The organism is Streptomyces sp. NPDC051051 (assembly GCF_040682975.1).
Taxonomy (GTDB): domain Bacteria; phylum Actinomycetota; class Actinomycetes; order Streptomycetales; family Streptomycetaceae; genus Streptomyces.
The window spans coordinates 1-18,215 of the sequence record NZ_JBFBCB010000060.1; the positions used below are offsets into that span (position 1 = coordinate 1).

Here is an 18,215-nt window from a genome sequence, read left to right on the forward strand (position 1 = left end):
TCGGGGCGACCCTCCGCCTTGCGATCGCACGCACCAGACGCCGCCGGGCCTGCCCTTCGGGCAGACGACGCTACTTTCGAAACACGCCCTAGAGGCTCCCGCTCGGACCACGGTGCAGCCGCAGAAGCTGACCCGGCCCGGCCCGGCCCGGCCCGGCCCGGCGAGACCAGCCTCCGCAGGGCCGGCCCCCCTGGGCTCGGCCGCCCGGGCGGCCGCCGCTCGGCCGCTCACCGGGCGCCGTCGCCACCCGCCACCCCGCCACCCGATCGACGGGACCGGGCATTAGCGTTCACGGTGATCCCCCCCGCGCGGCGCGCGGCGGGCGGCGGTGACCGGGACGGGCGGAAGGAGTCGCGCATGCGGGCTGTGGTGTTCGAGCGGTACGGGGAGCCGGCCGCGGTCCGGGAGGTGCCCGACCCGCGGCCCGCCGACCACGGCGTGGTGGTCCGCGTCGAGGCCACCGGCCTGTGCCGCAGCGACTGGCACGGCTGGATGGGCCACGACCCGGACATCACCCTGCCGCACGTTCCGGGCCACGAACTCGCCGGCGTCGTCGAGGAGGTCGGCGACCGGGTCACCCGGTGGAGCCGCGGCGACCGGGTGACCGTGCCCTTCGTGTGCGGCTGCGGCAGCTGCCCGTCCTGCGCGGCGGGCGACCACCAGGTCTGCGAGCGCCAGACCCAGCCCGGCTTCACGCACTGGGGCTCCTTCGCCCAGTACGTGGCGCTGGACCACGCCGACGTGAACCTGGTCGCGATCCCCGGCGACCTGTCCTACGCCACCGCCGCCGGCCTCGGCTGCCGGTTCGCCACCGCGTTCCGGGCGGTCGTGCAGCAGGGCCGGGTCGCGGCGGGGGAGTGGGTGGCCGTGCACGGCTGCGGCGGGGTGGGCTTGTCCGCGGTGATGATCGCGGCGGCCTCGGGGGCGCGGGTCATCGCCGTGGACGTGGCTCCGAAGGCCCTGGGCCTGGCGCGGACGTTCGGCGCGGCCGTGTGCGTGGACGCGCGGGACACCCCGGACACCGCTGCGGCGGTCCGGGAACTGGCCGGCGGCGGGGCGCACCTCTCCCTCGACGCCCTCGGCTCCCCGGCCACCTGCGCCGCCTCGGTGAACGGCCTGCGCCGCCGCGGCCGGCACGTCCAGGTCGGCCTGCTGCCCTCGGCGGACGGCACGACCCCCGTCCCCCTGGCCCGCGCCATCGCCCTGGAGCTGGAACTGCTCGGCAGCCACGGCATGGCCGCCCACACCTACCCCCCGATGCTGGAGCTGGTCCGGGCGGGTGTGCTCCGGCCCGACCTGCTGGTGACGTCCACGATCGCTCTGGACGCCGTACCGGACGCGCTGGCGGCGATGGGGACGGCGCCGGCCGCCGGGGCCACGGTCATCGAGCCGTGGCGGTGAGGGCGGCCCACTCCCGGTCCAGGAGCGCCATCAGTACCTTGTCCACCCAGCCCCCGTCCCGCGGCGCGGCCTCCCGCCGTACGCCCTCCACCACGAAGCCGACCTTCTCGTAGACGCGCCGGGCCCGGGGATTGTCGCTGTACAGCTCCAGCTGGATGCGGTGCAGGCCCAGGTGTCCGAAACCGTGGCCGACGATCAGGCGGGTCGCCTCGGTGCCCAGTCCGCGGCCGCGGCCCCGGGGACCGATCAGGGTGCGGAAGGTGCAGGTGCGGGTGTGCGCGTCGTACTCGTGGAGGACCACCTCGCCGACGAGTTCGCCGGTGGCCCGGTCGGTGACGGCGAGGTCGAGGCGGTCGGGCTGCGCGGAGCGCGTGGCGTACCAGGAGCGCAGCCGCTCCAGGGTGAGTTCGCCGTTCGCCGGGAAGGTGAAGCGGACGACCTCGGGGTCCCCGATGATCTCCCACATGATCTCGGCGTCCGCCTCCGTGAACGGCCGCAGCACGGTCGCCTCGCCGGTGAGCCGGGGTTTGACGGAGAAGCCGGAGGGGGCGGAGAGGTCCATGCACAGCACTGTGCCCCACCCGAGGGTGGGGCACGGAACGGTTTTTCCGGCGGGGCGGTCAGTCCCGGCGGCCCCGGTTGCCGGGCCGCGCGGCGACCCAGGTCCGGACGGTGTCGGCGTACCAGTAGGGCTTGCCGCCCTCCACGTGGTCGGGCGGGGGAAGCAGTCCGTGCTTGCGGTAGGACCGCACGGTATCCGTCTGCACCTTGATGTGTGCCGCGATCTCCTTGTAGGACCAGAGCCTTCGGTCGGTCATGAGACGCACCTCCGTGCGCGTGCGGGGCGGCGGCCGGGAGGCCGCCGGGGGGGAGCCCGGCGCTGCGCTGGCGATCACCAGGGCTGTGCCCGTTCAACGACGCACGGTGACAGGGGGGAAGCGGCTGTCGACAGCGTGCGACGCGGCGCTCGCGTAGCCGCGACATCGGTGACGGAAGGCGGACTTTCGTGACGTGAGTGACACAAAAGAATCCAAGAGGTGTGAGGGACGGGACGACCGGCCGCGTACCCGCCGCGCCCGCCGCATCCGCCCCCGCATCCCCCCGCATCCGCCCCGCCGGGGCCTACGCCCCGCAGGACCGCAGGAACGCCCGGGTCCGCCGGGCGATGGGCAGCGGCGCGTCCGGCTCGCACGGGTACATGTCCTGCTCCACGATCGCGAACAGGTCGACGTCCAGCTTCTGCGCGGCCTCCAGCACGGGCCCCAGGGGCGGCACCCCCGAGGGCGGCTCGCACATCACCCCGCGCGCGACGGCCGGTCCGAAGGGCACCTCCTGCGCCCGCACCTGCGCGAGGATCTCCGGGTCGACCTGCTTGAGGTGCAGGTACCCGATCCGCTCCCCGTAGGTCTCGATCAGCTTGACGCTGTCGCCGCCGCAGTAGGCGTAGTGCCCGGTGTCGAGGCACAGGGACACCAGGCCAGAGTCGGTGCCGTCCAGGAACCGGACGACGTTCTCCTCGCTGTCGATGTGGGTGTCGGCGTGCGGGTGGACCACGATCTGCAGCCCGTACCGCTCCCGCACCTGCTTGCCGAGCCGCTCGGTCAGCGAGGTGAGGTTGCGCCACTGTTCGGGCGTGAGTGTGTCCGGCTCCAGCACCTCGCCGGTCTTGTCGTCCCGCCAGAAGGACGGGATGACCACCAGGTGCCGGGCCCCCATGGCCTGCGCGAGCACCGCGTTGTCGGCGACGTGCGCCCAGGTCTTCTCCCACACGGCCTCGCCGTGGTGCAGCCCCGTGAACACCGTGCCGGCCGACACCTTCAGGCCGCGCCTGGCGGTCTCCTCGGTGAGGACGGCGGGATCGGTCGGCAGGTAGCCGTAGGGGCCGAGTTCGATCCACTCGTAGCCGGAGAGCGCGACCTCGTCGAGGAAGCGCTGCCAGGGCACCTGCCGCGGGTCGTCCGGGAACCAGACGCCCCAGCTGTCGGGGGCCGAACCGACCCGGATGCGGGAAAGCGAGGGCTGAGGTGACAACGACGTCATGGCCGTCAGCGTGCGGTCTGTCCGTAGGGGTGTCAAGAGCTGGTCCGAATGTCTGGACAAAACATTGACAGGGCCCGTCGTGCGGGGCTAGAAAGCCGTGGAGAGCCGATACGAAGGGAACTCGATGGCCTACGACCTGATCACCATGGGGCGGATCGGAGTGGACCTCTACCCGTTGCAGACGGGTGTGCCGCTGCCGCAGGTCACGTCCTTCGGGAAGTTCCTCGGCGGCTCGGCCACCAACGTCGCGGTCGCCGCCGCCCGTCTCGGCCGGAACACCGCGGTGATCACCCGCACCGGCGACGACCCCTTCGGCACCTACCTCCACGAGGCACTGCGCGACTTCGGCGTCGACGACCGGTGGGTGACCCCGGTCCCCGGCCTGCCGACCCCCGTCACCTTCTGCGAGGTCTTCCCCCCGGACGACTTCCCGCTCTACTTCTACCGTCGGCCCAAGGCGCCCGACCTGGAGATCGACGCCCACGACCTCGACCTCGACGCCGTCCGCGAGGCCCGCGTCTTCTGGGTCACCGGCACCGGTCTGAGCGAGGAGCCCAGCCGCACGGCGACGCTGGCCGCCCTCGCCCACCGCGCCAAGGCCGGCACCACCGTGTTCGACCTCGACTGGCGGCCCGTGTTCTGGTCCGACCCGGACGCGGCCCGCCCCTTCTACGCCGAGGCCCTGAAGCACACCACCGTCGCCGTGGGAAACCTGGACGAGGTGGAGGTCGCCACCGGGGTGCGCGACCCGCACGCCGCCGCCCGCGCCCTCCTCGACGCCGGAGTGGAACTCGCCGTCGTCAAGCAGGGCCCCAAGGGCGTCCTGGCCGTCAGCAGCGCGGGCGAGCGTGCCGAGGTCCCGCCGCTCCCCGTGCACGTCCTCAACGGCCTCGGGGCCGGCGACGCCTTCGGGGGCTCCCTCTGCCACGGCCTGCTCGCGGGCTGGGACCTGGAGAAGACCATGCGCCACGCCAACGCCGCCGGCGCCATCGTCGCCTCCCGCCTGGAGTGTTCCTCCGCCATGCCGACGCCCGCCGAGATCGAGGAAGCGCTCGCCGCCGGAGCGGTGCTGTGAGGGCGGACCGCGGGGGAGCGACCCCGCCGCCGGACACCGGCCCGGCAGCCACCGCCGCGACCGTTCCCGCCCCCGCCCCCGCCCCCGCGACCGTCGACGTCTCCGAACTGGTCCGCCTGCGCACCCGCCGCCCCGAGGCGGTCGCCGAGGCCGCCGCCCGCCGCACCCGCCGCCCGCTCGTCGACACGACCGGCCGACTGATGATCGTCGCCGCCGACCACCCGGCCCGCGGCGCCCTCGGCGTCGGCGACCGCAAGCTGGCCATGGCCAACCGCGCCGACCTGCTGGAGCGCCTCTGCCTGGCGCTCGGCAGACCCGGCGTGGACGGCGTCCTCGCCACCGCCGACATCCTCGACGACCTGCTCCTCCTCGGTGCCCTCGACGGCAAGGTCGTCATGGGCTCGATGAACCGCGGCGGCCTCCAGGGCGCCCGCTTCGAACTCGACGACCGTTTCACCGGCCACCGCGCCGAGGACATCGAGCGGCTCGGATTCGACGCGGGCAAGCTGCTCCTGCGCATCGACTACGACGACCCGGGCTCGCTCACCACCCTGGAGTCCACCGCCCGCGCGATCGACGACATGGCGGCCCGCCGGCTGCCCCTCTTCGTCGAGCCGTTCATCAGCCGGCGTGCCCCGGACGGAAAGCTGACCAACGACCTCTCCGCCGAGGCCGTCACCAAGTCGATCGCCATCGCCTCCGGCCTGGGCGGCACCTCCGCCTACACCTGGCTGAAGGTCCCGGTCACCGACGACCCCGACGACATGGCCGAGGTCATGGCGACCTCCACGCTCCCCGCCGTCCTGCTGGGCGGCGAGGTGGGCGACGACCAGGACGGCGCGTACGAGAAGTGGCGCGGGGCGCTGCGGCTCCCCACCGTCCGGGGCCTGGTGGTCGGCCGTTCGCTGCTGTACCCGGCGGACGGCGATGTGGCCGCCGCCGTGGACACCGCCGTAGGACTGCTGTGAGGGCCGCGTGCGCCGCGAGCGTCGCGGGGAACGCGAGGGTGGCAAGGAGCGTGAGGGCCGCATGAACGACCGGTTGTACATTCCGCACGGCAGCACCGCCGACCCGCGGCACGTGCTCGACATCGGCCCCGAGCGGGCCGGCTGGACGCACAGCAGTCTGCGGATCGTCGAGCTGCCGCCGGGCGGCACCCATGACTTCACCACCGGTGACAGCGAGTGGATCGTGCTTCCGCTGGACGGCGGATGTACCGTGCGCACAGCCGACGAAGAGTTCCAACTCCTGGGCAGGGAAAGCGTATTCGCGTCGGTCACCGACTTCGCGTACGTTCCCCGCGACGCCCGGGTCCAGATCGCCTCCGGCGCGGGAGGCCGCTTCGCCCTGGCAGGAGCGAAGTGCGAGCGCCAACTCCCCGCCCGCTACGGCCCCGCGCCGGAGGTCCCCGTCGAGGAACGCGGCAGCGGCAACTGCGCCCGTCTGGTGCGCAACTTCGCCTCCGCCGACGCCTTCGACTGCGACAAGCTGATCGCCGTCGAGGTCGTCACCCCCGGCGGCAACTGGTCCTCGTACCCGCCGCACAAGCACGACGAGCACCGGCCGGGCGAGGAGTCGGAGCTGGAGGAGATCTACTACTTCGAGATCGACGGCCCCGACGGCTTCGGCTACCAGCGCGTGTCCCCCTCGCGCGAGGGCGGCTCCGACGTCCTCGCCGAGGTCCGCTCCGGCGACGCCGTCCTGGTTCCCGACGGCTGGCACGGTCCGTCGATCGCCCAGCCCGGCCACGCCATGTACTACCTCAACGTCATGGCCGGACCCGGCGAGACCCGCGAGTGGCGGATCTGCTTCCACCCGGCCCACACCGCGACCACAGGGGGTTACCGATGACCACCAGGCTCACCGTGGCCCAGGCGCTGGTGCGCTTCCTCGCCGCCCAGTACACCGAGCGCGACGGCGTACGGCGGCGGCTGATCGGCGCGACCTGGGGCATCTTCGGCCACGGCAACGTCGCCGGTCTCGGCCAGGCGCTCGTCGAGTACGCCGACGAGATGCCCTACCACCAGGGCCGCAACGAGCAGTCCATGGTGCACGCGGCGGTCGGCTACGCCCGCCAGTCCAACCGCCTCTCCACGCAAGCGGTGACCACCTCCATCGGCCCCGGCGCGACCAACCTGGTCACCGGAGCCGCCCTGGCGACCGTCAACCACCTCCCCGTCCTCCTCCTCCCCGGCGACACCTTCGCGACCCGGGTCGCCGACCCCGTCCTCCAGCAGCTCGAGGTCCCCTACGCGGGCGACGTGTCCGTCAACGACGCGCTGCGCCCGGTGTCGAGGTACTTCGACCGCGTCACCCGCCCCGAGGCCCTGATCCCGGCCGCCCTCCAGGCGATGCGGGTGCTGACGGACCCGGTGGAGACGGGCGCGGTCACCCTCGCGCTGCCCCAGGACGTCCAGGCCGAGGCCCACGACTGGCCCGACGAGTTCTTCGCCGAGCGCACCTGGACCGTACGGCGTCCGGGCGCCGACCCCGCCGAACTCGCCGAGGCGGTGACCGCCGTCCGCGCGGCGAAGCGTCCCCTGCTCGTCGCGGGCGGCGGCGTCCACCACAGCCGCGCCGAGGAGGCCCTCGCCGAGTTCGCCGCCGCCACCGGCATCCCGGTCGCCTCCACCCAGGCCGGCAAGGGCTCGCTGCGCCACGACCACCCCCAGGACGTCGGCGGCGTCGGCCACACCGGCACCGCGACGGCGGACGAACTGGCCCGCACCGCCGACCTGGTGATCGGCGTCGGCACCCGCTGGACCGACTTCACCACGGCCTCGAGCACCCTCTTCGGCCACCCCGGCGTCCGCTTCCTCAACCTGAACATCGCCCCCTACGACGGCCACAAGCTCGCCGGGCTGCCGCTCGTCGCGGACGCCCGCAGCGGCCTCCAGGAGCTGACCGAGGCCCTCGGCATGCACGGCCACCGCGTCGCGGACGCCTACCTCGCCGAGTACGCCGAGGACAAGGAACGCTGGGAGCAGCGCGTCGACGCCTGCTACGAGGCCGAGGAGCCCGACGTACGCCCGACGCAGCCGCAGGTGCTCGGCGCGCTGGACGCGGTCGTCGACGAGTCGGACGTGATCATCAACGCGGCCGGCTCGCTCCCCGGCGACCTGCACAAGCTGTGGCGGACCCGCTCGCGCGACCAGTACCACCTGGAGTACGGCTACTCCTGCATGGGCTACGAGATCCCGGCCGCGATCGGCGTGAAGCTCGCTGCGCCCGACCGGCCGGTGTGGGCGCTGGTCGGCGACGGCACCTACCTGATGATGCCGACGGAGATCGTCACGGCCGTGCAGGAGGGGATCGCGATCAAGATCCTGCTCGTGCAGAACCACGGCTACGCCTCCATCGGCGGTCTGTCCGAGGAGACCGGCGGCGAGCGCTACGGCACCGCCTACCGCTACCGGGCCGACGACGGGACGTTCACCGGCGCCCCGCTCCCCGTCGACCTCGCCGCCAACGTGGCCAGCCTCGGCATGCGCGTGCTGCGTGCGAGGACCGTCCGCGACCTGCGCGAGGCCCTCGCCGAGGCGCGTGCCGCCGACACTCCCACTTGTGTCTACGTCGAGACCCGAACGGCAGACACTGTGTCGGGCGCGCCTCCGGCGCAGGCCTGGTGGGATGTACCCGTGGCCGAGACCGCGACCCGAGCGTCCGCGGTGAAGGCCCGTGAGCTGTACGAACGGCACGTCTCGACCCGACGCCGCCATCTGTGAAGGAGTACTCGGTCATGACGAAGATCGTCAACCACTGGATCGGCGGCAAGTCCGTCGAAGGCGCGTCGGGTGTGTACGGGCCGGTCACCGACCCGGCGACCGGCGCGGTCACCACCAAGGTCGCGTTCGCGACCGTCGACGAGGTCGACGCCGCCGTGGCCGCCGCCAAGGACGCCTACGTCACCTGGGGCCAGTCCTCGCTGGCCAGGCGGACGGAGATCCTCTTCCGCTTCCGCGCCCTGCTCGACGCCAACCGCGACGCGATCGCCGAGCTGATCACCGCCGAGCACGGCAAGGTGCACTCCGACGCGCTCGGCGAGGTCGCCCGCGGCCTGGAGATCGTCGACCTGGCCTGCGGCATCAGCGTCCAGCTGAAGGGCGAGCTGTCCACGCAGGTCGCCAGCCGCGTGGACGTGTCGTCGATCCGGCAGCCGCTGGGCGTCGTCGCCGGCATCACGCCGTTCAACTTCCCGGCCATGGTGCCGATGTGGATGTTCCCGATCGCCATCGCGTGCGGCAACACCTTCGTGCTGAAGCCGAGCGAGAAGGACCCGTCGGCGTCCCTGAAGCTCGCCGAGCTGCTCGCGGAGGCCGGCCTGCCGGACGGCGTCTTCAACGTCGTCCACGGTGACAAGGCCGCCGTGGACCGGCTCCTGGAGCACCCGGACGTCAAGGCCGTCTCCTTCGTCGGCTCGACCCCGATCGCCCGTCACATCCACACCACGGCCTCGGCCCACCACAAGCGCGTCCAGGCCCTGGGCGGCGCCAAGAACCACATGCTGGTCCTCCCGGACGCCGACCTGGACGCGGCGGCGGACGCGGCGGTCAGCGCGGCCTACGGCTCGGCCGGCGAGCGCTGCATGGCCATCTCGGCCGTGGTCGCGGTCGGCGCGATCGGCGACGAGCTGGTGGCGAAGATCCGCGAGCGCGCCGAGAAGATCAAGATCGGCCCCGGCGACGACCCGGCCTCCGAGATGGGCCCGCTCATCACCAGGGCCCACCGCGACAAGGTGGCGTCGTACGTCGAGGGCGCGGCCGCCGAGGGGGCCGAGGTCGTCCTGGACGGCACCGGCCACACCGTCGAGGGCTTCGAGGACGGCCACTGGATCGGCATCTCGCTGCTCGACAAGGTGCCGACCACCGCGAAGGCCTACCAGGACGAGATCTTCGGTCCCGTCCTGTGCGTCCTGCGCGTGGACACCTACGACGAGGGCGTGGCGCTGATCAACGCGTCGCCCTTCGGCAACGGCACCGCGATCTTCACCCGCGACGGCGGCGCCGCCCGCCGCTTCCAGCTGGAGATCGAGGCCGGCATGGTCGGCGTGAACGTCCCGATCCCGGTCCCCGTCGGCTACCACAGCTTCGGCGGCTGGAAGGACTCCCTCTTCGGCGACCACCACATCTACGGCAACGACGGCACGCACTTCTACACCCGCGGCAAGGTCGTCACCACCCGCTGGCCGGACCCGGCCGACGCCCCGGCGGGCGTCGACCTGGGCTTCCCGCGCAACCACTGACCCGGCGGCACGGTGCTCCGTCCCTCCGCGGGGGCGGGGCACCGCCGTGTCACCGCGCCGCGCCGGCCTCCTTGAGGGCCTCGGTGAGGTCGCCGGTCTGCGCGGCCGGCGGGGCCTTCACCGCGGCGGTCCGGCCGAACCCGGCGAAGTCCATGGTGACCTTCACGGCGCCGAACTCCTGGACCATGCGGACCGGAAGGTCCCCGGCCCCCACCCAGACGTCCATCGTGATCGAGGTGGCACCCGAGTCCGTGAGGGTGCCGAAGGCGTCCTTGAACTTGCCCATCCGCTCCTGGTCGACGACGGCCCGGTAGTGGGTCGTGGCCTTACCGTTCACCGTCTCCGAGCCGAGGTTCTCGACGTCGTCGGCGTACTTCAGGCCCTTCATGGACGCCGACGGGCTGCCGTTGCTGCCGCTGAGGGCCTGCGAGCCCTGCTCGCCGAAGACGGCGGAGCTGTCGACCTTCATCCACTCCTTGCCCTCCAGGGGGCCGGTGGCCTGCGGGTCGACGTCGTAGTAGTACGCGCCGTCCACGAACAGAACCCGCGTCGTCGGGGCGTCCTGGAGCTGCTGCATCTGCGCGGCCGCGGTGTCCATCTGGACGTCGAACGCGTACCCGTCACCCCAGGAGTACGTGCCGTCCATCGCGACGGGCGTGCCCGTGCCGATGTCCGTGGTCATCCTCACCTCGGCCGAGCCGAGCTGCTCGGTCCGGTCCGTCGCGCGCGTGAGCGCCGCCATGATCTGCTCGGAGCCGTCGGCCACCTCGGCGGCCTTGCGCGCGGTGTCCCTGACCGGGTCGGAGCTGCACCCCGTGGCCGCCACCAACGCCGCCGCCGTGAACCCCACCCAGGCAGCGGTGTACTTGACCTTCATTCGTCCCCACCCCGTTGCTGTGAATCAACTGTGGCCCAGACTCTAGCGGCCCCCACCGACACGTCCGGATAGCGGACGGCGGCACGTTTTTTCACCCCCTCCCCTACGGTTCCCGTACGCCCCACCACCCCTTCAGGGCTTGCCCGTCACTGCGGAATACCTCTATCAACTCGCCTGCGATCAACGGATTCCGTAGATGAACACCTATTGACGCAGCGGTTTTCGTCGGGGTTCCATGCAGCGCCGGGAGCGGCCACAACGAGTACCACCCCAGCCGCCGGAGGCGATAGCGCTCCCGACCGAACCTCGCCGCACCAGTCGATCGGAACTCCATGACCGACACGCTCCGCCCCGTCCAGGCATCCGCCCAGGCCCCCGCCGACGGGACCGCCGTCCCCGACGCCCAGGACGGCCCCCAGAAGCTCAAGCGTTCCATCGGAGTGGTCGGCGGCACCCTGCTGACCCTGTCCTGCGTGACCCCCGCGTCCACCCTGTTCGTCGTCGTGCCCGACCTGTTCGGCTCGCTCGGCACCGCGACCGCCCTCACGATCGCGATCGGCTCCCTCCTCTGTATCGCGGTGGCGTTCTGCTACTCGGAACTGGGCACCCTCATCCCCAGCGCGGGCGGCGAGTACGCGATGGTCTCCACGATGGCCGGGCGGCTGGCGGGCTGGCTGGTGTTCGTCCTCTCCCTCCTGGTCGTGATGATCGTCCCGCCGGTGATCGCCATGGGCACGGCCGACTACCTGGCCCCCGTCGTCCACCTCGACCCGTCGCTGGCCGGCGCCGCCGTGATGCTGCTCGCCACCCTCGCGGGCCTGCTCGACCTGCGCGCCAACGCCTGGATCACCGGCGTCTTCCTGGTCCTGGAGGTCATCGCGGCGGCCGTCGTCGCGGTGCTGGGCTTCGCGCACAGTGAGCGCGGCGCCGGCAGCCTGGTCTCCCTGGAGGTCGCGGGCGCGGACGGCCACGCCGACACCGTGACGGCCATGCTGATCGTCTCCGGCCTGGCCATCGCCCTCTTCGTCACCCAGGGCTTCTCCACCGCCGTCTACCTGTCCGAGGAACTGGAGAACCCGCGCCGCAACGTCGCCCGCACGGTCCTGGCCACCCTCGCCATCTCCACCGTGATCATCCTGGTCCCGGTCGTCGGCATCACCCTCGGCGCCTCCGACCTCACCGAGCTGACCGGCGGCGACATCGGCGCCATGGTGACCGCCTGGTCCAACTCCGCCGTCGGCACCTTCGTCAGCCTCTGCGTGGCCCTCGCCATCGTGAACGCCGGCATCGTCATGGTCATCCAGAACTCCCGCGTCCTGTTCGCCTCCGCCCGCGACAAGGCCTGGCCGCAGCCGGTCAACACCGTCTTCTCCAAGCTCGGCCGCTTCGGCTCCCCGTGGGTGGCCACCCTCGCCGTCGGCGTCCCCGGCGCCCTGCTCTGCTTCGTCGACCTGGACACCCTGTACGGCGTCACCGGCGTCTCCGTGACCGGCATGTACCTGCTCGTCGCGGTCGCCGCGCTGCTCTCCCGCCGCGGCCACCACCGCCACACGCACGCCTGGCGCATGCCCCTGTGGCCGGTCGTCCCGGCCCTCCTGATCGCGGTCCTGGCCTACATCCTGACCCAGCAGGAGACCGTCTACCTCCTGTGGACCGGCGGTATCACCGTCGCGGCCAGCCTCTACTGGGCGTTCTACCTCCGGCCCCGCCCCGGCACCCGCTGGCTGGTGTCGGTCCCGGACGACGGGCGGGACTGACCCGTACCGCGCCTGGTGTACGCCGGCACCCCTCCGTACGCCCACGGGAGGTCGGGGAGTTCGGTCTCCGGTCGACAACTCCCCGACAGTTTCACCCCGTACCGTTGACGCATGGATCTTCGACTGCGCGGACTGCGGCGGCCGCGGCGGATCATCGCCGCCGCGGCCGCCGTCGCCGTGCTCGCCGCCGGCGGCACCTGGACGGCCGTGGCCTCGGACGACGCGCCCCCCGTGCACCGCGCCGACCGGGTCATGGCCGTGAACGGCGTGCGCCTGGACACCTCCTGGTTCACCTCCGGCGGCTCCGGCCGCCGCCCCGCCGTCCTGCTCGGACACGGCTTCGGCGGCAGCAAGGAGGACGTCCGCGAGCAGGCTGAGGACCTGGCCGCCGACGGCTACGCGGTACTGACCTGGTCCGCACGCGGCTTCGGCAGGTCCACCGGGAAGATCGGACTGAACGACCCCGAGGGCGAGGTCGCCGACGTCTCCCGGCTGATCGACTGGGTGGCGAAGCAGCCCCAGGTCCGGCTCGACAAGGCCGGCGACCCGCGCGTGGGCCTGGCCGGCGCCTCCTACGGCGGCGCGATCGCCCTGCTGGCCGCCGGACACGACGACCGCGTCGACGCCATCGCCCCCGCGATCACCTACTGGAACCTCGCCGACGCCCTGTTCCCCGGCGGCGTGTTCAAGAAGCTGTGGACCGGCGTCTTCTTCAACAGCGGCGGCGGCTGCGCCAAGTTCGAGCCCGCGCTGTGCGCGATGTACGAGCGGGTCGCCGAGTCCGGCACCCCCGACGCCGCCGCCCGCGCACTCCTCGAGGAGCGCTCCCCGTCCGCCGTCGGCGACCGCATCGAGGCGCCCACCCTGCTGCTCCAGGGACAGACCGACTCCCTCTTCACCCTCGCCCAGTCCGACGCGGCCGCCAAGGCGATCCGCGCGAACGGCGCCCCCGTCGACGTCGACTGGATCGCGGGCGGCCACGACGGCGGCGACCCGGAGTCGAGCCGCGTCCAGGCCCGCGTCGCCTCCTGGTTCGACCGCCACCTCAAGGACGACGAGGGCGCCGGCACCGGCCCCGCCTTCCGGATCACCCGCACCGGAGGCGTCGACTCCACCGACGGCGCCGCCCTCCTGCGCGGCGCGAGCGGCGACACCTACCCCGGCCTCACCGGCGCCGCCCGCCCGATCGCCCTCACCGGCCGCGAGCAGTCCTTCGCCAACCCGCCCGGCGCCAGCCCGCCCGCCGTCTCCGCCCTGCCTGGGCTCGGCGGCGGCGGCCTCTCCCAGCTGTCCTCCCTCGGCGTCGGCGTCTCCCTCGACTTCCCCGGCCAGTTCGCCGCCTTCACCTCCGCCCCCCTCACCGCGGACCTGCGCGTCACCGGCTCCCCGACGGCCACCGTCCACGTCAGGTCGACCAGCGAGGACGCCGTCCTGTTCGGCAAGGTCTACGACGTCGGCCCGGACGGCCGCCGGCAGGTGCTGCCCTCCCAGCTGGTCGCCCCGATCCGCGTCGAGGGCGCCAAGGCAGGCAAGGACGTGACGCTCACCCTCCCGGCCATCGACCACGAGGTCGACAAGGGCCACCGGCTGCGCCTGGTCCTGGCCTCCACCGACCTCGGCTACGCCTCCCCGGCCGCCCCGGCGACGTACACCGTCTCCCTGAAGGGCGACCTGAAGGTGCCCACCGCCGCCGGCGTGAGCACCGCGGCCGCCCCGCTGCCGTCCTGGGTGTGGTGGCTGCCCCTCGCGGGCGCGGGCCTCGCCCTGGCCCTGCTGGTCACGGGCCGCCGCCGCACCGCGACCCCGGCCCCCGACCCGGAGCTGGCCGAGGTCCCGCTCCAGATCACCGACCTGAGCAAGAAGTACGCGGGCGGTGACCGCTACAGCGTCCGCGACCTCTCCTTCCGCGTCGAGAAGGGCCAGGTCCTCGGCCTGCTCGGCCCCAACGGCGCCGGCAAGACGACCACCCTGCGCATGCTGATGGGCCTCATCAAACCGGACGGCGGCGAGATCCGCGTCTTCGGCCACGCCATCCGCCCCGGCGCCCCCGTCCTCTCCCGCGTCGGCGCCTTCGTCGAGGGCGCCGGCTTCCTCCCCCATCTGTCCGGCCGGCAGAACCTGGAGCTGTACTGGCAGGCCACCGGCCGCCCGGCCGAGGACGCCCACCTGGACGAGGCCCTGGAGATCGCCGGCCTCGGCGACGCCCTGGCCCGCGCCGTGCGCACCTACTCGCAGGGCATGCGCCAGCGCCTGGCCATCGCCCAGGCCATGCTCGGCCTGCCCGACCTGCTCATCCTCGACGAACCGACCAACGGCCTGGACCCGCCCCAGATCCGCGAGATGCGCGAGGTGATGATCCGGTACGCCGCCGCCGGCCGCACGGTGATCGTCTCCAGCCACCTGCTGGCGGAGGTCGAGCAGACCTGCACGCACCTCGTGGTCATGGACCGCGGCCGGCTCGTCCAGGCGGGCCCGGTCGGTGTGATCGTCGGCTCCGGCGACACCCTCCTCGTCGGCACCGCCCACCCCGTGGAGGAACCGGTCGCGGAGAAGGTGGCCGCGCTGCCCGGCGTCGCCTCGGCCGTCCGCACCGACGACGGACTCCTCGTCCGCCTCGACGCAGACGGCAGCGCCCAGCGCCTGGTCGCCGAACTGGTGCGGCTCGACGTGCCCGTCCGCTCGGTCGGCCCGCACCGCCGCCTGGAAGACGCCTTCCTCACCCTGATCGGAGGCTCCGCATGAGCACGACGACCGAGCCGTCCCGGCACACCGGACCCACCGCGCCCGTCGCCACCACCACCGCCACCGCCTCCGGCTACCGCGCCGCGCGCACCCTGCCGCTGCGCGTCGAACTGGCCCGCCAGCTCAAGCGCCGCCGCACCCTGGTCATGGGTGCCGTCCTCGCCGCCCTGCCGTTCGTCCTGGCCATCGCCTTCGCGATCGGCGGCGAACCCGGCGAGGGCGGCGACCGGGTGAACCTGATGGACACGGCCACCGCGTCCGGCGCCAACTTCGCCGCGGTCAACCTGTTCGTCTCCGCGGGCTTCCTGCTGGTCATCCCCGTGGCCCTGTTCTGCGGCGACACCGTGGCCTCGGAGGCCGGCTGGTCCTCCCTGCGCTACCTCCTCGCCGCCCCCGTCCCGCGCGCCCGCCTGCTGTGGTCCAAGCTCGTCGTCGGACTCGGCCTGAGCCTGGCCGCGATGGTCCTGCTGCCGCTGGTCGCCCTCGCCGTCGGCACCGCCGCCTACGGCTGGGGCCCCCTGGCGATCCCCACCGGCGGCGCCCTCGACGCGGGCACCGCCGCCCAGCGGCTCGTGGTGATCGTCGGATACGTCTTCGTGTCCCAGCTGGTCACCGCCGGGCTCGCGTTCTGGCTGTCGACGAGGACCGACGCCCCGCTCGGCGCGGTCGGCGGCGCGGTCGGCCTGACCATCGTCGGCAACGTCCTCGACGCCGTCACCGCCCTCGGCGACTGGCGCGACTTCCTGCCCGCGCACTGGCAGTTCGCGTGGGCCGACGCCATCCAGCCCACCCCCGAGTACGCGGGCATGATCCAGGGCACCGTCGTCTCGGTGACGTACGCGCTCGTCCTGTTCGCCCTGGCCTTCCGCGGCTTCGCCCGCAAGGACATCGTCTCGTAGACATCCGGAAGATCCCCCACCGGTCTCGACGGCCGCCTTGCCGACATGATCGACCCGGCCCGCCGACACGATCGGCCCGGCGGAACGATCGGCCCGGCCCGGCGGAACGGCGGCCGGTAGCCGGACCGGCACGCGGAAGGGGCGGGCACCGGCACCGGTGCCCGCCCCTTCCCCGCGTCGGCGTCAGTCCTCGCTGTTCGCGGACAGGATCGACACGTCCTCCAGGAGGTGGGCCAGTGCACCGTCACGCTTGGTCTGGGTGGAGTTCTCGGCGCACTGCTGCGTCAGGTCGTCCGACAGGATCGGGATGTTCTGGACCGGGACGAGGTTGACGACGGCGACGGGAATGTCGTTCACGGCGATGCACGGCTTGTTGAACGAGCCCTGGATGAGCGCCATCTGCGGGCTCATGTTGCCGTACGTGGCGGAGTTGCCGTAGCTCTGCATCGCGCCGTTGCCGTTCGACAGCGTGGGGCCGCTGTCGTCGCCGATCGCCAGAGCCTGCGGAGCGGCGGCGGCGGAGACTCCCATGACGGAAGCGGCGATTGCCGTAGTGGCAAGAACCTTCTTGAACACTGGCCTGTCCTTTCTGCGGAAACCCCGTCCACCGGAGCCTCCTGGTCAACTCCGAGCAGGCGAACCGGTTTCTCCCGTTCACCCGGTTGGCTCATGACCGCGGCCGGCGGGCGGTCCGTCCCCGGCCGATTCCACGGCTTCGCGGCCAACCGGGTGAACCCCCGCAACCAAAACCACTGAGTTGGGTTGATCCCGCCGTAGGACAGTGCGTCGCTACGAGGAAAGGAACGCGAAGTGCTCAAGAAGGCAATGGTCGCTGCGGCGGCCGCCGCTTCTGTCATCGGTATGTCGGTTGCGGCCGCTCCCCAGGCTCTTGCCACGGGTGACGACTCAGGACCCACCGTGTCCAACGGCAACGGAGGTTCGTCGGCGTTCGGCAACTCGTCCACCAAGGGCGACATGAGCCCCCAGCTCTCGCTGGTCGACGGCTCGCTCAACAAGCCCTGTGCGGCCCTCGACGACATCAACGTCGCCGTCGTCAACCTCGTCCCGATCCAGGATGTCCCGATCCTGTCGGACGACCTGACGCAGCAGTGCTCCGACAACTCCACCCAGAGCAAGCGCGACGGTGCCCTGTCGCACATCCTGGAGGACCTGTCGGTCCTGTCGGCCAACGGCGACTGAGACCGAATCGTCTTCGCGCGGCCCGCTGACCCTTCTGCGGGCCGCGCACTCGTGTACCGGCGGGAAACACGCCGAGCGGACGGATCGGCGTCGCTACTCCCACCGGGGCAGCGGCGCTTCATGGCGTGGGGCATTCGTATGAATTACTCGTGCCGCACGTTCCGCGATCGCTTCGGTCGTCAATCCCTCGTGTGCAGGCTGCGGTCATGGTGCGGGCCGTCCCCGTTGTGCTCGCTCGGTTCCGACCGTCATCTAGGCATGACCGCAGAGAAGGGAAAATCATGAAGAAGACCGCTGTCGTCGTCACAGGTCTGGTTCTGGCCCTCGGCGGGGCTGCCCCCGCTTTCGCCGATTCCGGTGCCAACGGCGCGACCATCGGCTCCGGTGGTGTCCTCTCCGGCAACGTCATCCAGATTCCGATCCACAACCCGCTCAACATCTGCGGCAACACCGTCAACGTGACCAGTCTGCTGAACCCGGCGGTCGGCAACGTCTGCATCAACCGCTGACCGAACGCGGTACCGGCCGTCCGGCTGGATCGAGGCCGGCTCAGGACACCGAGCTGTACGTCCAGGGCCGGCTTTCCCCACTTCTTCAAGCAGGAAGACCACGAGATTGCGACAGACCCTGAGCAGGGGAATGGTCGCGGCCGCCGCCGCGACGAGCATTCTGTCCCTGTACGGAGGTTCCGCCCTGGCCGACTCGCACGCGGGCGGCACCGCCAGGAACTCGCCCGGAGCCGTGTCGGGCAACGGCGTCGAGGTCCCGTTGACGGCCCCGGCGAACGCCTGCGGCGACTCGGTCGACGCCGCCGCCCTGAACCCGACCTTCGGCGACTCCTGTGCGAACACCTCCGGGGACGAGGAGAAGGACCGCTCCCACGAGACACCGTCGTCCGGTGGCGACGAGCCGGGCCACGGCGGTTCCGAGTCCGGTGGTGAGGAGTCTGGCTACGGTGGCTCTGAATCCGGCGAGGACAAGG

The 18,215-nt window shown here is 72.4% G+C and carries 17 protein-coding genes; 12 read left to right on the plus strand and 5 right to left on the minus strand.

The window, feature by feature from the left end:
• Nucleotides 1-357: 357 nt before the first annotated feature.
• Nucleotides 358-1,401, plus strand: a complete 1,044-nt coding sequence (locus tag AB0N31_RS31570) for a zinc-dependent alcohol dehydrogenase family protein (protein WP_366061898.1) — start codon at nucleotides 358-360, stop codon at nucleotides 1,399-1,401.
• On the opposite strand, the gene AB0N31_RS31575 is transcribed toward AB0N31_RS31570, so the two are convergent.
• The 3 genes from AB0N31_RS31575 to AB0N31_RS31585 all read right to left on the minus strand — a co-directional run bounded on the left by AB0N31_RS31575 (nucleotide 1,382) and on the right by AB0N31_RS31585 (nucleotide 3,441).
• On the minus strand, nucleotides 1,382-1,963 hold the full coding sequence (locus AB0N31_RS31575) for a GNAT family protein (RefSeq protein ID WP_366061899.1): 582 nt from the start codon (nucleotides 1,961-1,963) through the stop codon (nucleotides 1,382-1,384). The genes AB0N31_RS31570 and AB0N31_RS31575 overlap by 20 nt on opposite strands.
• A gap of 58 nt (nucleotides 1,964-2,021) precedes the next feature.
• Complete coding sequence (locus AB0N31_RS31580) at nucleotides 2,022-2,219, minus strand: MerR family transcriptional regulator (protein ID WP_363088371.1); 198 nt, start codon at nucleotides 2,217-2,219, stop codon at nucleotides 2,022-2,024.
• A 304-nt stretch (nucleotides 2,220-2,523) separates the two neighbouring features.
• Nucleotides 2,524-3,441 (minus strand): sugar phosphate isomerase/epimerase, encoded by a 918-nt coding sequence (locus AB0N31_RS31585; protein WP_366061900.1) that lies wholly within the window; start codon nucleotides 3,439-3,441, stop codon nucleotides 2,524-2,526.
• A 124-nt stretch (nucleotides 3,442-3,565) separates the two neighbouring features.
• Between AB0N31_RS31585 and iolC the strand changes: the two genes are divergently transcribed.
• From iolC to mmsA, 5 genes are all read left to right on the plus strand, one after another.
• Nucleotides 3,566-4,516 carry a 5-dehydro-2-deoxygluconokinase gene (iolC, locus tag AB0N31_RS31590; RefSeq protein ID WP_366061901.1) on the plus strand — a complete coding sequence of 317 codons (951 nt, stop codon included), beginning with the start codon at nucleotides 3,566-3,568 and terminating at the stop codon, nucleotides 4,514-4,516.
• Nucleotides 4,517-4,623: 107 nt separating this feature from the next.
• A complete protein-coding gene (locus AB0N31_RS31595) occupies nucleotides 4,624-5,484 on the plus strand; it encodes a deoxyribose-phosphate aldolase (protein ID WP_366061937.1) in 861 nt (286 codons plus the stop codon).
• Nucleotides 5,485-5,545: 61 nt separating this feature from the next.
• The gene (gene iolB, locus AB0N31_RS31600; protein ID WP_366061902.1) at nucleotides 5,546-6,367 is read left to right on the plus strand and encodes a 5-deoxy-glucuronate isomerase; all 822 of its coding nucleotides are present in this window, start codon (nucleotides 5,546-5,548) and stop codon (nucleotides 6,365-6,367) included.
• On the plus strand, nucleotides 6,364-8,241 hold the full coding sequence (gene iolD, locus AB0N31_RS31605; protein WP_366061903.1) for a 3D-(3,5/4)-trihydroxycyclohexane-1,2-dione acylhydrolase (decyclizing): 1,878 nt from the start codon (nucleotides 6,364-6,366) through the stop codon (nucleotides 8,239-8,241). Before iolB ends, iolD begins: the two co-directional genes overlap by 4 nt.
• A gap of 14 nt (nucleotides 8,242-8,255) precedes the next feature.
• The gene (gene mmsA / locus AB0N31_RS31610; RefSeq protein WP_366061904.1) at nucleotides 8,256-9,758 is read left to right on the plus strand and encodes a CoA-acylating methylmalonate-semialdehyde dehydrogenase; all 1,503 of its coding nucleotides are present in this window, start codon (nucleotides 8,256-8,258) and stop codon (nucleotides 9,756-9,758) included.
• Nucleotides 9,759-9,807: 49 nt separating this feature from the next.
• On the opposite strand, the gene AB0N31_RS31615 is transcribed toward mmsA, so the two are convergent.
• Nucleotides 9,808-10,635, minus strand: coding sequence for a hypothetical protein (locus AB0N31_RS31615; RefSeq protein ID WP_366061905.1), 828 nt, complete (start codon nucleotides 10,633-10,635; stop codon nucleotides 9,808-9,810).
• Between the two features lie 332 nt (nucleotides 10,636-10,967).
• Here AB0N31_RS31615 and AB0N31_RS31620 point away from each other — a divergent pair, with 332 nt between their 5' ends.
• From AB0N31_RS31620 to AB0N31_RS31630, 3 genes are all read left to right on the plus strand, one after another.
• Entirely contained in the window at nucleotides 10,968-12,392 is a 1,425-nt protein-coding gene (locus tag AB0N31_RS31620) for an APC family permease (protein WP_366061906.1), read from the plus strand.
• A gap of 111 nt (nucleotides 12,393-12,503) precedes the next feature.
• Nucleotides 12,504-15,134, plus strand: a complete 2,631-nt coding sequence (locus tag AB0N31_RS31625) for a CocE/NonD family hydrolase (protein ID WP_366061907.1) — start codon at nucleotides 12,504-12,506, stop codon at nucleotides 15,132-15,134.
• Nucleotides 15,131-16,033 (plus strand): ABC transporter permease, encoded by a 903-nt coding sequence (locus AB0N31_RS31630; protein WP_366061908.1) that lies wholly within the window; start codon nucleotides 15,131-15,133, stop codon nucleotides 16,031-16,033. Before AB0N31_RS31625 ends, AB0N31_RS31630 begins: the two co-directional genes overlap by 4 nt.
• A 183-nt stretch (nucleotides 16,034-16,216) precedes the next feature.
• On the opposite strand, the gene AB0N31_RS31635 is transcribed toward AB0N31_RS31630, so the two are convergent.
• Nucleotides 16,217-16,609 carry a rodlin gene (locus AB0N31_RS31635; RefSeq protein ID WP_366061909.1) on the minus strand — a complete coding sequence of 131 codons (393 nt, stop codon included), beginning with the start codon at nucleotides 16,607-16,609 and terminating at the stop codon, nucleotides 16,217-16,219.
• Nucleotides 16,610-16,843: 234 nt separating this feature from the next.
• Between AB0N31_RS31635 and AB0N31_RS31640 the strand changes: the two genes are divergently transcribed.
• The 3 genes from AB0N31_RS31640 to AB0N31_RS31650 all read left to right on the plus strand — a co-directional run.
• Nucleotides 16,844-17,233 carry a rodlin gene (locus tag AB0N31_RS31640; RefSeq protein WP_366061910.1) on the plus strand — a complete coding sequence of 130 codons (390 nt, stop codon included), beginning with the start codon at nucleotides 16,844-16,846 and terminating at the stop codon, nucleotides 17,231-17,233.
• A gap of 281 nt (nucleotides 17,234-17,514) precedes the next feature.
• Nucleotides 17,515-17,742, plus strand: a complete 228-nt coding sequence (locus tag AB0N31_RS31645; protein ID WP_366061912.1) for a chaplin — start codon at nucleotides 17,515-17,517, stop codon at nucleotides 17,740-17,742.
• Between the two features lie 106 nt (nucleotides 17,743-17,848).
• Nucleotides 17,849-18,215 (plus strand): chaplin (locus AB0N31_RS31650; RefSeq protein WP_366061913.1); only part of this gene is annotated, 367 nt, incomplete at its 3' end.